This window comes from Sphingomonas sp. IC-11 (assembly GCF_021043365.1).
GTDB lineage: Bacteria > Pseudomonadota > Alphaproteobacteria > Sphingomonadales > Sphingomonadaceae > Sphingomonas.
Genome location: NZ_JAJNDU010000002.1, coordinates 156210 through 169460 on the forward strand (window position 1 = coordinate 156210; position 13251 = coordinate 169460).

Sequence of the window (13251 nt, forward strand, 5' to 3'; positions counted from 1 at the left end):
ATTCTTGTTATGGCGCTGGCCGGCGGATGCGCTCCGCGGCAAGCAGGGATCATGCACGCCGCCGAACCGCTTTCCGCACCGATCGTCATCGCCCATCGCGGCGCTTCCGGAGAGCGGCCCGAGCACACGATCGCCGCTTATGAACTGGCGATCGCGCAAGGTGCGGATGTGATCGAGCCTGATCTGGTTCCGACGCGCGACGGCGTGTTGGTAGCGCGGCACGAAAATGAGATTGGCGAAACGACGGATGTGGCCGATCATCCGGAGTTCCGGGCTCGGCGTACCACCAAGCGTATCGACGGCCGGGAGGTCACCGGCTGGTTCACCGAGGATTTCACGCTGGCTGAGCTTAGGACCCTGCGCGCAAAAGAACGCCTGCCGCTGCTCCGCCCAGGTAATCGCGCCTTTGATGGGCAAGAGGTGATCCCAACCTTGGATGAGGTGATTGCTCTGGCGAAGCAGCACGGCGTGGGGATCTATCCCGAGACCAAGCACCCGACCTATTTTGCCTCGCTGGGGCTTGGCACTGACGAGCCGTTGGTGGCGGCGATCAGGAGAGCCGGATGGGACAGCGCCAAAGCGCCCGTTTTCATCCAGTCTTTTGAAGTGCGGAATCTTCAGCGACTGAAGACGATGACGAAGGTACGCCTCATCCAGTTGATCGAGAGCGAAGGCGGGCCGGCGGACGGGTCCGTGGCGCGCTATGCGGACATGGTAACGCCAACGGGACTGAAGGCTGTGTCGGCCTATGCCTGGGGAATCGGGCCGAATAAGGCGATGCTTTGGCAGGGCGAGTCGCCCACAGCCATCGTGCGGGATGCACATGCCGCGGGCCTACGCGTGCACCCATGGACATACCGCGCGGAGAACCAGTTTCTGCCACCGGCATACCGGACGAGCGACGATTTGAAGGCCCGCGGGAACGTCGCTGCCGAGATTTCGGCTGTCCTGCGCCTTGGTATCGACGGATTCTTCACTGATTTTCCGGCAATTGGCGTGCGGACGCGCGATGCCGCACGGGGAGTTGAGTGATGCGTAAACCGGTTTTGATAGCTGCTGCGGCCTTGCTTCCGCTGACCGCGGGCGGATGCGTTCGAACGGCGGCGAGTGTCGTGACCGCGCCGTTCAAGGCGGCAGGGCAGGTGGTCGACTGGACCACGACGAGCCAGGACGAGGCGGATCGCAACTACGGTCGCAAGATGCGCAAGAAGGAGGCGCGCGAGGGTCGCGAACGGCGCGAATGGGAAAAACGCTGCCGTAAGGATCCTGAGAATTGCGGCTCGTACGACGGTTACGTCGCCAGCCACGACAATTGAGCGGGGGGCGCTTGGAGTCGGCCGCTACTAGAGCCGACTAGCGGCTCCTGTCAGGTCCCGCTCAGGCCGCGCGCCGCTGGTTCGTTGCGAGAATGGCGCGAGCGGCACGCTGAGCAGCGGCAATCTCGCGTGCCGACATATCGTCCGCGATTTCCGCCCGGGCTGCCTGCGCGGCGGTGTTGCCGGCCACTGCGGCCAAATTGAACCACTTATGTGCTTCGATCAGGTCGTAATCGGCACCATCCGTGCCGGTGGAGTAAGCAACGCCGAGATCGTAGCAAGCGTGGCCGTCGCCGCGCATGGCAGCCGGAAGTCGGCGGTCGATCAGCAATTGTGCGCTCTTCAGGCTGTTCGCCATGTCCATTACCCTGGTTCAGTTCCCCAGGGCCAAGGTGCGGCGAATCGCCTCACCAAATGGTTAATGGTTAATCCAGGGATATTGCTATGTTATCGATCAGCCGGGTCTGACCCATGCGGGCAGCGGCAAGAAGACGGCGGGGCCGATCGGCGGCCGGCTGTTCGGTCAGGGTTTCAGCATCCACGAGGGTCACGTAATCGACCGTGAAGCCTGCCGAGATCAGGCTGGTTTGCGCTTCCGCCAGAACGTCCGCCGGCAGGTTTCCACGAGCAATCGCGCGGGCCGCCACGCCAAGTGCGCGGGGCAGCGCGACAGCCTTCGCCCGCTCGTCCTCATCCAGGTAGATATTGCGGGAAGACAGGGCCAGGCCGTCATCATCCCGTTGGGTCGGCACGCCCACGATGTCGATCGGGAAGTTCAGGTCCGTGACGAGCCGACGGATCACCTGCAGTTGCTGGAAGTCCTTTTCCCCGAAATAGGCAGTGTCCGGCCCAACCTGGTTGAACAGCTTGGCGACGACAGTGGCGACACCATCGAAATGACCCGGGCGAGCCGCGCCGTCCAGTCCTTCGGTTACGCCGCTGATGCTGATGTTGGTTGCAAAGCCCTCAGGGTACATGGTTTCCACCGGCGGCAGCCAGAGCAGATCGCAGCCAGCCTCCACCAACATGCGCGAATCGGCTGCCTCGCGCCGCGGGTAGCGCGCCAGATCCTCGTTGGGCCCGAATTGCTTGGGGTTGACGAAGATGGAAGCGACAACCTTGGTCCCGGGGCGCTTCGCCGCTTCCACCAGCGCGATGTGCCCGGCATGAAGCGCGCCCATCGTAGGGACAAGCGCAACGCGAGCGCCGTCAGCACGGAACGACGCAATCGCTGCACGCAGGTCGTTCAAATCACGGACGGTCTGCACGCGGGCGAAACTCCACTCGAAACGTAACCGGCGCGCATCTATGGGGATCGATGCACGCGATCAACAAAGGATGCGACAATTTGCCGACCGGTCCCGACAATACCCATGTGATCGTTTTCGCCAATGAGAAGGGCGGAACGGGCAAGTCGACAACGGCGGTGCACGTCGCCATCGCTCTTGCCGTTCGTGGCGCCCGCGTCGCTTGCCTCGATCTCGATCATCGGCAGCGGACGATGGGTCGTTACCTCGACAACCGCACCGAGTCAGTACGTCGGCTCGGGTCTGAACTCGCGATCCCGCGCTATCGCACTGCGCATGAGGATTTCGAGCAAGCCTATCAGGAGATGCTAGAGGGCGCCGATTTCCTGGTGATCGACACGCCCGGTCGTGACGATCCTTATGCACGCGCGGCCGCCACCCGCGCCGATACGCTCGTCACGCCGATGAACGACAGCTTCGTGGACTTCGACCTGATCGGTCAGGTGCACCCGGAGACGTTCAAGGTGACGCGTCCCAGCTTTTACTCCGAGTTGATCTGGGATGCCCGCAAGGCACGGGCAAAGGCGGATGGTTCAACCATCGACTGGGTCGTGCTGCGCAACAGATTGCAGCACATCGAGGCGCGCAACATGCGGCGCGTCTCCGACGCGCTCGATCAGCTGTCCAAACGTGTCGGGTTCCGGGTGATCCCGGGACTCGGTGAGCGCGTGATCTACCGCGAGCTATTCCCCTCCGGTCTGACGATGCTGGACGCCAAGGAGTTTGGTGCGATGGGCCTCGGCCATGTCGCGGCGCGGCAGGAGCTGCGCGAAATGATGGCCGGGCTTTCGCTACCCGAGCCGGCTTTGCCGCACGTGGCCTGATGCTCAAGCTGCTGATCGCACTGCTGGTGGCCTATGCCGGCTGGCGATTGTGGAAGGACGGTTTTGGCGGGGCGAAAGCAAAGAAGCGCGTTGTCCCGCGGGAGCCGAGCGACGCGGCGGCCGCGCGGCGACTGCTGGGTGTGGACCGCGCAGCCGACGCGGCCACGATCCGGGCCGCTCATCGCCGCCTTATGGCCGAGGCTCACCCAGATCGCGGCGGCTCCGCCGAAGAAGCGCGCGCCCTCAACGCGGCGCGCGACCTGTTGCTTGGGCGAGCAGGCTAGCGCCGGGCCCAAGCCGGCGCTCACTCGCTGGCCGCATCAGGCCGGTGGTGTCGGATCCTGTTGCGCACGCTCTTGATAGAAGCGCTGCACGACGGCCCAGCCTTCGGCGGCACTTTCGACGTAGGTGAAGATGTCGAGATCGCGCTCGGCAATCACGCCTTCCTCGACCAGCGCCTCAAAGTTCACCACCTTTTCCCAGAACTCCCGGCCGAACAGCAGCACCGGGATCGGCTTCACCTTGCCGGTCTGGATCAGCGTCAGCAGCTCGAACAATTCGTCGAACGTGCCGAAGCCGCCCGGGAAGGCCGCGAGCGCCCGAGCGCGCAGCAGGAAGTGCATCTTGCGCAGCGCGAAATAGTGGAACTGCATCGAGAGCGACGGCGTCACATACGGATTGGGCGCCTGTTCGTGCGGCAGAACGATGTTCAGCCCGATCGATTCGGCATGGACGTCCGTCGCACCGCGATTGGCGGCTTCCATGATCGACGGCCCGCCGCCGGAGCACACCACGAAGTGGCGCATGCCCTGCTCGTCGCGGGGGAAGTTGCTGGCGAGGCGGGCGAGTTCGCGCGCCATCTCATAATATTTCGACTTGGCGACCAGTCGCTCGGCAATGTGGCGGTGCGCCGGATCGGCCATTTCCAGCATCGCCTGCGCCTTGGCAGGCTCCGGAATGCGGGCCGAGCCGTAAACGACGAAGGTGGAGCCAATATGCGCCTCCTCGAGGAGCAGCTCAGGCTTCAGCAGTTCAAGCTGGAACCGCACCGGGCGAAGGTCCTCGCGGAGAAGGAAGTCCATATCCTGGAAGGCGAGGCGGTAAGCCGGATTTTCGGTTTGCGGTGTGGAGATGCCGGTCTTGGCCGACTCGGCATCCTGGCGCGCACGTGGAAAGGTGCGGCTCGGTACGCGGGTTTCTGTCATTTCGAAGGGCCTTAGATGAGTTTTCAGGCCGGATCGATCCGCTTTTTAATTGAGGGGCGCCGACGCTTGCGCGGGGTGGATCAGCGACAAAAGCGCGCGCGATCCGCCTCGAGATGGAAGTGGTTGCGGTGCGCGCTGTTGTAGTTTGGGCCGAGCACTGTGCCGAACCGTTTGCATGCGGAAGCATGGATGACCTGCATGAAGCGGCGCACGTCCGGATCCGGGGAGTTCCAGTCGTTGAGCACGCTGATGCGGCGGCCATCCTTCAGCAGAAAGCCGCCGACGTCGATGGCATTCGCAACAGAGTGGCCGGAACGGCGAGCAGTACCGGCGACGTTGCGGCAGTTGTAGCTGCCCATACTTTCTACCTTCGCAAGCTCGCTGCCCAGAATCTGGTAGGCGGCGGGTGCCACGGCGTTGCGCGCCCATTGCGCATAGGTAAGCGCTTGACCACAGCGCACCGCGCCCAAGTTCGTAGTTGGCACGCCGATATCCAGCAGCTTGACTGTACCGACGATGCCGCAGCCGGGCCCGAAGCTGCGATCGGGCAGCGGCTCGAATGCGACCCCGAGTTCGCGCAGATCGCGGTGGCATTGCGCTGTTTCGCGAGGCGATGGCCCTTCCACGCGACTGACGGGCGTGCGCGAATCGGAGCGGGCTGGCGGGTCGGATCGGCCGCAGGCGGCGAGTGTCGCCACGAAGGCGAAAAGAAAAACAGAACGCACGACTTCCCCCACTCGCGTCGCAGCGCGACCCCGCACCCTTCTTTTTTCACGATTTGTCAAAAAGAAAGCCAGACCGGCAAGAGGCGGGCCGAGTGGAGCGCGCGAGAGGCCGAGCCGAGTCCGGGGCACCGTTCGGCGGTTGCCACGTTACGCTGCCGACACTAGAGCCGTCGGCGGGCCACGCGGTCCCAACGCCGCGCGTGCTCTCTGTAAGGAGAGTCAGACATGACTGATACGACGCTCGCCGACGCCACTCTTGCGTCTGCGAAACCCGCCACCAAGCCGGCGCGACCCTATTTCTCTTCGGGTCCCTGCGCCAAGCCGCCGGGCTGGGATGCCGCCAAGCTGGCCGATGCCACGCTCGGTCGTTCGCACCGCTCAAAGATCGGCAAGCAGCGCCTCCAATATTGCATCGATCTGATGCGCGAGCTGCTGAAGCTCCCCGACACTCACCGCATCGGCATCGTTCCGGGTTCGGATACCGGCGCCTTCGAAATGGCGATGTGGACGATGCTGGGCGCTCGCCCGGTCACCGCGCTCGCCTGGGAAAGCTTCGGCGAAGGCTGGGTGACGGACGCCGTCAAGCAGCTGAAGATCGACCCCAATGTCATCCGCGCCGATTACGGCCAGCTGCCGGATCTGGGCCAGGTCGATTGGTCGAACGACGTGCTGTTCACCTGGAACGGCACCACCAGCGGCGTTCGCGTGCCGAATGGCGACTGGATCGCCGACGATCGCGAGGGCCTGTCCTTCGCCGACGCCACCAGCGGCGTGTTCGCGTACGACCTGCCTTGGGACAAGATCGATGTCGCCACCTTCTCCTGGCAGAAGGTGCTGGGCGGTGAAGGCGCGCATGGCGTGCTGATCCTCGGCCCTCGCGCGGTCGAGCGGCTTGAGACCTACACGCCCGCCTGGCCGCTGCCGAAGGTGTTCCGCCTCGTCTCCAAGGGCAAGCTCGCCGAGGGCGTGTTCAAGGGCGAGACGATCAACACCCCGTCGATGCTGGCCGTCGAAGACGCGATCTTCAGCCTCGAATGGGCGAAGTCGCTGGGCGAGAACGGCCTCATCGCGCGCTCTGATGCGAACGCCAAGGCGCTCGACGAGATCGTCGCCGCCCGCGATTGGCTCGGGCATCTCGCGGCCGATCCGGCCTCGCGCTCGACCACCAGCGTGTGCCTCACGGTCGACGCCGACGAAGCGGTGATCAAGAAGATGGTCTCGCTGCTCGAGGCAGAGGGCGCCGCCTATGACATCGGCGGCTATCGCGATGCCCCTCCGGGCCTGCGCATCTGGTGCGGCGCCACGGTGGACACCGCGGACATCGTTGCGCTCGGCCCGTGGCTCGACTGGGCCTACGCAACCGCCAAGGCCGGCTGACTCATCGTCATTCCCGCGAAGGCGGGAATCCATACACGCAGGTCGTCGATGGAGCCGCTCGGACAGCGGCTATGGGTCCCCGCCTCCGCGGGGATGACGGCTGTATCTAGGACACGACAGATGCCAAAAGTTCTCATCAGCGACAAAATGGATCCCAAGGCCGCGCAGATCTTCCGTGAGCGCGGCGTGGAAGTGGACGAAATCACCGGCAAGACGCCGGAAGAGCTGAAGGCGATCGTCGGCCAATATGACGGCCTCGCGATCCGCAGCTCCACCAAGGTCACCAAGGACATTCTCGAAGCGGCGACCAACCTCAAGGTCGTCGGGCGCGCCGGCATCGGCGTCGACAATGTCGACATCCCCGCCGCGTCGGCCAAGGGTGTCGTAGTGATGAACACGCCGTTCGGCAATTCGATCACCACGGCCGAGCACGCCATTGCCCTCATGTTCGCACTGGCGCGTGATCTGCCGGAGGCGGATCGCTCGACCCAGGCGGGCAAGTGGGAAAAGAACCGCTTCATGGGCGTCGAGGTCACCGGCAAGACGCTCGGCCTGATTGGTGCGGGCAACATCGGCTCGATCGTTGCCGATCGCGCGCTCGGGCTGAAGATGAAGGTCGTTGCCTACGATCCGTTCCTCACCGAGGAGCGCGCGATCGAGCTCGGCGTGCAGAAGGCGACGCTGGACGAGTTGCTCGCCCGCGCCGACTTCATCACGCTTCACACGCCCTTGACCGATCAGACCCGCAACATCCTGTCGGCCGAAAATCTCGCCAAGACCAAGAAGGGCGTGCGGATCATCAACTGCGCGCGCGGCGGCCTGATCGACGAGGCCGCGCTCAAGGAAGGCCTCGACAGCGGCCATATCGGCGGCGCCGCGCTCGACGTGTTCGTCACCGAGCCGGCCAAGGAGAGCCCACTGTTCGGCACGCCGAACTTCATCTCGACGCCGCACCTCGGCGCCTCGACCACCGAGGCGCAGGTGAACGTCGCGATCCAGGTCGCCGAACAGATGGCGGACTATCTCGTGTCGGGCGGCGTCACCAACGCGCTCAACATGCCGAGCCTGACGGCTGAGGAAGCGCCCAAGCTGAAGCCGTACATGGGCCTTGCCGAAAAGCTCGGCAGCCTCGTCGGCCAGTTGGCGCATGGCGCGATCGACCGCATCTCGATCCACATGGAAGGCGCCGCGGCGGAGCTGAACCCCAAGCCGCTGACCAGCGCAGTGCTGAAGGGCTTCCTTGGCACGCAGACCGATACGGTGAACATGGTCAACGCGCCGCTGCTGGCGCGCGAGCGCGGCATGGAAGTGCGCGAGATCCGCACCGAGCGTGAGGGCGATTACCACACGCTGATCCGCGTCTCGGTCCGTACCGCCGATGGCGAGCGGTCGGTCGCGGGCACGCTGTTCGGCGATCAGGCCGCGCGCCTCGTCGAGCTGTTCGGCATCAAGGTCGAGGCCGATCTCACCGGCGCGATGCTCTATGTCGTGAACGAGGACGCACCCGGCTTCATCGGCCGCCTCGGCACAACGCTGGGCGAGGCCGGCGTCAACATCGGCACCTTCCATCTCGGCCGCCGCCAGGCGGGCGGCGAGGCCGTGCTGCTGCTGTCGGTCGACGAGCCGGTTACCGCCGACCTCCTCGCCAAGGTGAAGGCGCTGCCGGGCGTGAAGACCGCGATGGGGCTTCGCTTCTAAGCCCTTTGGTCCGGAGCTTGCGCGGCCTCTCTCCGGAGCAAAATGGCCGCGCCGACTGTGGTTCCGGCAATGATCCGGCCGCGGCACCTGGTGTCGCGGCCATTTAATTTTGAGGTGGGATTCCTGCCCGTCGCGCGTTCCGGCATGGCTGCCTTGTGGTGGCGCGCATCATCGAGGTTGACGCCGGCACCCTTGCGGGCAACGAGGCGCTGGACGCCGCCTGATCCCGATGATTGGAACGGCATTGCTTTCGCGTCATCGTGCGACGCTGCGCCGATGAACTGATGAATTTGAACGAGGTGCCTTTCAGATGATCGCCGTCGTGCCGTCGACTGCTTCCTTCCCATCCGCGACCCTGATCGGGGCGAGCGCATAGGATGACGACGCTGCTTCCCGAAGGGTTTCGCGATCGCTTGCCGCCGCATGCCGACGCCGCGGCAGCGGTCGAATCGCGCGTGCTCGCCGTCGCCCATTCCTACGGCTATGAGCGGGTCGATCCGCCGCTCGCCGAGTTCGCCGACGGGCTTGCCTCTCGCCTCAAAGACGGCGGCCTGGCGGATGCGGTGCGGTTCGTTGATCCGGTGAGCCAGCGGACGATGGCGATCCGCCCCGACATCACCGCGCAGGTCGCCCGCATCGCCGCGACGCGCATGGCGCACCACCCGCGCCCGGTACGGCTCAGCTACGCCGGTTCGGTGCTGAAGCTGCGCGGCGGCGCGTTGCAGCCCGATCGCGAGGCGCGGCAGATCGGCTGCGAGCTGATCGGACTCGATTCGGTGGCGGCTGCGCGAGAGATCGTGACGGTTGCGGTCGAGGCGCTGGCGGCGGCTGGCGCAACCGGCGTGTCGGTTGACTTCACCTTGCCCGATCTGGTCGAGACGCTGTCGTCGGGACCGCTGCCGGTCAGCGACGTGGAGCAATTGCGCGATCGGCTGGATGCCAAGGATGCGGGTGCCGTCGCGGCGCTCGCGCCGGAATATCTTCCGCTGATCGAGGCGGCGGGGCCGTTCGAGGCCGCAATTGCGCGGCTGCGGGCGTTCGACAGCGCCGGCGTCCTATCCTCGCGCCTCGACGGGCTGGAGGCGATTGCGGCGGCGCTTGGGGGGCGTGCCACGCTGACACTGGATCCGACCGAGCGGCATGGCTTCGAATATCAGACTTGGCTTGGGTTCTCGCTGTTTGCCGAAGGGGCGACGCGCGAGGTCGGGCGGGGTGGCACCTATACGCTGATGCATGAAGACGGCGCGGAAGAAGCGGCGACCGGTTTCTCGCTGTTCGCGGCATCGATTGCTGGCGATGGCGCGAGCAAGCGGCGGCGGCTGTTCCTGCCGATGGGCACGTCCGAAGCGGACGGCGCGGCGATGCGTGCGGCCGGCTGGGCAACGGTTGCCGCACTTGCCGCCGGCGACACGCCCGAAGCGCAATTGTGCACCCACCTGTTCGTTGACGGCGAGGCGCGGTCGCTGGCTGGTTGACAGCGGCGCCGCGCCACGGCTACCGGCGCGGCGCGATTTTTGGACCCTCCTGCGTACCGAGTCCTGTCGAAGGGCGCGCAGGATCATCCCGGCAGGGGGAGTCTTGTACCCATGGCGAATGTTGCGGTGATCGGAGCCCAGTGGGGCGACGAGGGCAAGGGCAAGATCGTCGACTGGCTGGCCGAGCGCGCCGACATGGTCGTCCGTTTCCAGGGCGGTCACAATGCCGGGCATACGCTGGTCGTGGGCGAACAGGTGTACAAGCTGTCGCTGCTGCCGTCGGGCATCGTTCGCGGCACGCCATCGGTGATCGGCAACGGCGTGGTGCTGGATCCCTGGGCGCTCAAGGCCGAGGTCGAAAAGCTGTCGGGCCAGGGCGTTACGGTGTCGCCGGATACGTTGCGGATCGCCGAGACCTGCACGCTGATCCTGCCGTTCCACCGCGATCTCGACGGCCTGCGCGAGGATGCGAGCGGCGCGGGCAAGATCGGCACCACACGTCGCGGCATTGGCCCGGCCTATGAGGACAAGGTCGGCCGCCGGGCCATCCGCGTCTGCGATCTGGCGCACCTCGACGATCTCGATCCGCAGCTCGACCGCCTGTGCGCCCATCATGACGCGCTGCGCGCCGGCTTCGGTGAGCCGCCGATCGACCGCGCGCGGTTACTGACTGATCTGCGCGAGATTGCCGATTTCGTCCTCTCCTTCGCGAAGCCGGTGTGGCGTGACCTGAACGAGGCACGCGCCGCGGGCCGCCGCATCCTGTTCGAAGGCGCGCAAGGCGTGCTGCTCGACATCGATCACGGCACCTATCCGTTCGTCACCTCGTCCAACACGATTGCCGGGACGGCCGCTGGTGGATCGGGCCTTGGGCCAGGCGCGGTCGGCTTCGTGCTGGGTATCGCCAAGGCGTATACCACCCGCGTCGGCTCCGGCCCGTTCCCGACCGAGCTCGACAATGAGACCGGCGAGCGCCTCGGCACACGCGGCCATGAGTTCGGCACGGTTACTGGCCGCAAGCGTCGCTGCGGCTGGTTCGATGCGGTGCTCGTACGCCAGTCGGCGGCGGTGAGCGGCATCACTGGCATCGCGCTGACCAAGCTCGACGTGCTCGACGGGTTCGAGACGATCTCGATCTGCACCGGCTATCGCTTGCGCGGCGAGACGCTGGACTATTTTCCGTCGCACGCTGCCGATCAGGCTGCGGTGGAGCCGATCTACGAAGAGATGGAAGGCTGGTCGCAGTCGACCGCCGGCGCGCGCAGCTGGGCCGACCTGCCGGCACAGGCGATCAAGTACATCCGCCGCGTGGAGGAACTGATCAACTGCCCGGTCACCCTCGTGTCGACCAGTCCGGAACGCGAGGACACGATCCTCGTGCGCGATCCGTTCGCCGACTAAGCCGCATCATCCCTTCCCGTGAACACGGGGAGGGGTGGTTTGCCTCATCGCCGGTTTCCTCTACGGCTCCTGCAAAACATGCGGGAGAGTGATATGGCCAAGGTGGTCCGGATCGGAGGCGCAGGCGGCTTCCTGGGCGATAGTTCGGTTGCAGCGCCGCAGCTGCTGGCAAGCGGCGTGCTCGACTACATGATCCTCGATTACCTCGCCGAAGCGACCATGGCGCCGCTCGGCCAGCTTAAGCAGGTGCGGCCCGATCAAGGCTATGCGCGCGATTTCACCGAATGGGTGTGGAAGGACAATCTGCGCGAGTTCAAGGAGCAGGGCGTTCGGGTCGTGACCAACGCAGGCGGCGTGAACCCCGAGGCATGTCGCGCCCGCATGGAACAGATTGCTGCCGAAGCCGGGCTTTCGTTCAAGATTGCAATCGTGACCGGCGACGATCTGATCGATCGTGTGCCAGACTTCGCCGCAACGGGCGTGGTCGAGATGTTCAACGAAGCGCCGTTCCCCGATCCGAAGAAGGTGTGGACCGCCAACGCTTATCTTGGCGGCGGCCCGATCGCGGCGGCGCTGGCCGCCGGGGCGGATGTTGTCATCACTGGCCGCGTGGTGGACAGCGCGTTGACGCTTGGGCCGCTGATGCATGAGTTCGGCTGGGGCGCGGACGATCATAACCAGCTTTCGGCGGGATCGCTGGCCGGCCATGTCATCGAATGCGGCGCGCAGGCCACTGGCGGCCTGTTCACCGATTGGGAGAAGGTGCCGGACTGGGCGCACATCGGCTATCCCATCATCGAGTGCCACGCTGATGGCGACTTCGTCGTCACCAAGCCGGAAGGCACGGGCGGGCTCGTCTCCCCAGCGGCCGTATCGGAGCAGATCCTGTATGAGGTTGGTGACCCGCAGGCCTATGCGCTGCCGGATGTCGTGTGCGATTTCTCGCAGCTCAGCGTTACCGCCGATGGTGAGGGGCGGGTGCGAGTGTCCAATGCGAAGGGTTACCCGCCGACCGGTAAGCTCAAGACCTGTGTCACCTTCGAGAATGGCCACCGCTTCATCGGCATCATGCCGGTGGTCGGGCGCGATGCCGCGAAGAAGGCGCAAGCACAGGCGGAGGCGGTGCTGACGCGGGTGGGCGAAATGCTGCGCGGCCGCAACCTGCCGCCGCTGCGCGATACCCGTGTCGAACTGTTGGGCACCGAGGCAAGTTATGGCGCGCAGGCGAACCCGACGCTGTCTGCCACCCGCGAGGTGATCGCCCGTATTGGTGCCGAGCACGAAGATGCGGAAGCGCTGGGCATCATGATGCGCGAGTTTGACTCGCCGACCACGTCGATGAGTGTCGGCTCGACCGGCTGGTTCGGCGCGCGGCCGACCATCTCGCCGGTGTCGCAGGTGTTTTCGTTCCTGGTCGATGGTGGGTCCGTGTCGGCCCAGGTGTCGCTGGGCGGCGAGACGATCACTGTTGCCAATCCTGCACCGTCCACACCGTTTGACGAGACGATGATCGTAAGACCGACGCCGGGTGGCGATACGGCCAGCGATGATGACCTGATCGAAGTGCCGCTGATCGAGATTGCTTGGGCGCGTTCCGGCGACAAGGGCAATGCCTTCAACGTTGGCGTGATTGCGCGCCGCCCGGAGTTCCTGCCCTGGATCCGCGCCGGGCTGACGGAAGAGGCGGTGAAGGCCTTCTTTGCGCATGAGTTCGAAGGCGCCAGCCACCCGGAGGTGCGACGCTACGAACTACCGGGCATGAATGCGATCAACCTCCACTGCATCCAGTCACTCGGCGGCGGGCAGTTTGCCAGCCTCCGCCTCGATGCGCTTGCCAAGGGCAAGGGGCAGCAGTTGCTGGACATGAAGGTAAAGGTGCCGCGCCGCCTGCTGGCCTGAAAGGCCGCTCAGGGCCTGTCGACA

The 13251-nt window shown here is 65.4% G+C and carries 13 protein-coding genes; 9 read left to right on the forward strand and 4 right to left on the reverse strand.

Annotated elements, in window-relative coordinates; translation table 11 throughout:
* Positions 1-51: 51 nt before the first annotated feature.
* The gene (locus LQ954_RS09365; RefSeq protein WP_231022859.1) at positions 52-1032 is read left to right on the forward strand and encodes a glycerophosphodiester phosphodiesterase; all 981 of its coding nucleotides are present in this window, start codon (positions 52-54) and stop codon (positions 1030-1032) included.
* Complete coding sequence (locus LQ954_RS09370) at positions 1032-1316, forward strand: hypothetical protein (RefSeq protein ID WP_231022860.1); 285 nt, start codon at positions 1032-1034, stop codon at positions 1314-1316. The genes LQ954_RS09365 and LQ954_RS09370 overlap by 1 nt, the downstream gene beginning before the upstream one ends.
* 61 nt (positions 1317-1377) lie before the next feature.
* Here LQ954_RS09370 and LQ954_RS09375 read toward each other — a convergent pair whose 3' ends face one another.
* Entirely contained in the window at positions 1378-1674 is a 297-nt protein-coding gene (locus LQ954_RS09375) for a hypothetical protein (protein WP_231022861.1), read from the reverse strand.
* 67 nt (positions 1675-1741) lie between these two features.
* A complete protein-coding gene (gene panC, locus LQ954_RS09380) occupies positions 1742-2584 on the reverse strand; it encodes a pantoate--beta-alanine ligase (RefSeq protein ID WP_231022862.1) in 843 nt (280 codons plus the stop codon).
* 50 nt (positions 2585-2634) lie between these two features.
* Between panC and LQ954_RS09385 the strand changes: the two genes are divergently transcribed.
* Both LQ954_RS09385 and LQ954_RS09390 read left to right on the forward strand, forming a co-directional pair.
* Positions 2635-3447, forward strand: coding sequence for a division plane positioning ATPase MipZ (locus tag LQ954_RS09385; protein ID WP_231022863.1), 813 nt, complete (start codon positions 2635-2637; stop codon positions 3445-3447).
* Positions 3447-3731, forward strand: coding sequence for a DnaJ domain-containing protein (locus LQ954_RS09390; protein ID WP_231022864.1), 285 nt, complete (start codon positions 3447-3449; stop codon positions 3729-3731). Before LQ954_RS09385 ends, LQ954_RS09390 begins: the two co-directional genes overlap by 1 nt.
* A gap of 36 nt (positions 3732-3767) precedes the next feature.
* Here the strand turns inward: LQ954_RS09390 and LQ954_RS09395 are convergent, their stop codons facing one another.
* Both LQ954_RS09395 and LQ954_RS09400 read right to left on the reverse strand, forming a co-directional pair.
* A complete protein-coding gene (locus tag LQ954_RS09395; RefSeq protein ID WP_231022865.1) occupies positions 3768-4652 on the reverse strand; it encodes an LOG family protein in 885 nt (294 codons plus the stop codon).
* Between the two features lie 80 nt (positions 4653-4732).
* Positions 4733-5350: an extensin family protein gene (locus LQ954_RS09400; protein WP_231022866.1), complete on the reverse strand. Its 618-nt coding sequence runs from the start codon at positions 5348-5350 to the stop codon at positions 4733-4735.
* Between the two features lie 252 nt (positions 5351-5602).
* Here LQ954_RS09400 and LQ954_RS09405 point away from each other — a divergent pair, with 252 nt between their 5' ends.
* The 5 genes from LQ954_RS09405 to LQ954_RS09425 all read left to right on the forward strand — a co-directional run bounded on the left by LQ954_RS09405 (position 5603) and on the right by LQ954_RS09425 (position 13227).
* Positions 5603-6754: a phosphoserine transaminase gene (locus tag LQ954_RS09405; RefSeq protein ID WP_231022867.1), complete on the forward strand. Its 1152-nt coding sequence runs from the start codon at positions 5603-5605 to the stop codon at positions 6752-6754.
* A gap of 120 nt (positions 6755-6874) precedes the next feature.
* Complete coding sequence (gene serA, locus LQ954_RS09410; RefSeq protein WP_231022868.1) at positions 6875-8452, forward strand: phosphoglycerate dehydrogenase; 1578 nt, start codon at positions 6875-6877, stop codon at positions 8450-8452.
* 377 nt (positions 8453-8829) lie between these two features.
* Positions 8830-9927 carry an ATP phosphoribosyltransferase regulatory subunit gene (locus LQ954_RS09415; protein WP_227771827.1) on the forward strand — a complete coding sequence of 366 codons (1098 nt, stop codon included), beginning with the start codon at positions 8830-8832 and terminating at the stop codon, positions 9925-9927.
* Positions 9928-10038: 111 nt separating this feature from the next.
* Positions 10039-11328, forward strand: a complete 1290-nt coding sequence (locus LQ954_RS09420; RefSeq protein ID WP_227771826.1) for an adenylosuccinate synthase — start codon at positions 10039-10041, stop codon at positions 11326-11328.
* Between the two features lie 93 nt (positions 11329-11421).
* Positions 11422-13227, forward strand: coding sequence for an acyclic terpene utilization AtuA family protein (locus LQ954_RS09425; RefSeq protein WP_231022869.1), 1806 nt, complete (start codon positions 11422-11424; stop codon positions 13225-13227).
* Positions 13228-13251: the final 24 nt, after the last annotated feature.

Coding starts and splice junctions, on each gene's coding strand:
- LQ954_RS09425 (WP_231022869.1), top strand. CDS start 11,422: ATGGCCAAGGTGGTCCGGATCGGAGGCGCAGGCGGCTTCCTGGGCGAT.
- serA (WP_231022868.1), top strand. CDS start 6,875: ATGCCAAAAGTTCTCATCAGCGACAAAATGGATCCCAAGGCCGCGCAG.
- LQ954_RS09415 (WP_227771827.1), top strand. CDS start 8,830: ATGACGACGCTGCTTCCCGAAGGGTTTCGCGATCGCTTGCCGCCGCAT.
- LQ954_RS09370 (WP_231022860.1), top strand. CDS start 1,032: ATGCGTAAACCGGTTTTGATAGCTGCTGCGGCCTTGCTTCCGCTGACC.
- LQ954_RS09395 (WP_231022865.1), bottom strand. CDS start 4,652: ATGACAGAAACCCGCGTACCGAGCCGCACCTTTCCACGTGCGCGCCAG.
- LQ954_RS09365 (WP_231022859.1), top strand. CDS start 52: ATGCACGCCGCCGAACCGCTTTCCGCACCGATCGTCATCGCCCATCGC.
- LQ954_RS09420 (WP_227771826.1), top strand. CDS start 10,039: ATGGCGAATGTTGCGGTGATCGGAGCCCAGTGGGGCGACGAGGGCAAG.
- LQ954_RS09375 (WP_231022861.1), bottom strand. CDS start 1,674: ATGGCGAACAGCCTGAAGAGCGCACAATTGCTGATCGACCGCCGACTT.
- LQ954_RS09390 (WP_231022864.1), top strand. CDS start 3,447: ATGCTCAAGCTGCTGATCGCACTGCTGGTGGCCTATGCCGGCTGGCGA.
- LQ954_RS09385 (WP_231022863.1), top strand. CDS start 2,635: ATGCACGCGATCAACAAAGGATGCGACAATTTGCCGACCGGTCCCGAC.
- LQ954_RS09405 (WP_231022867.1), top strand. CDS start 5,603: ATGACTGATACGACGCTCGCCGACGCCACTCTTGCGTCTGCGAAACCC.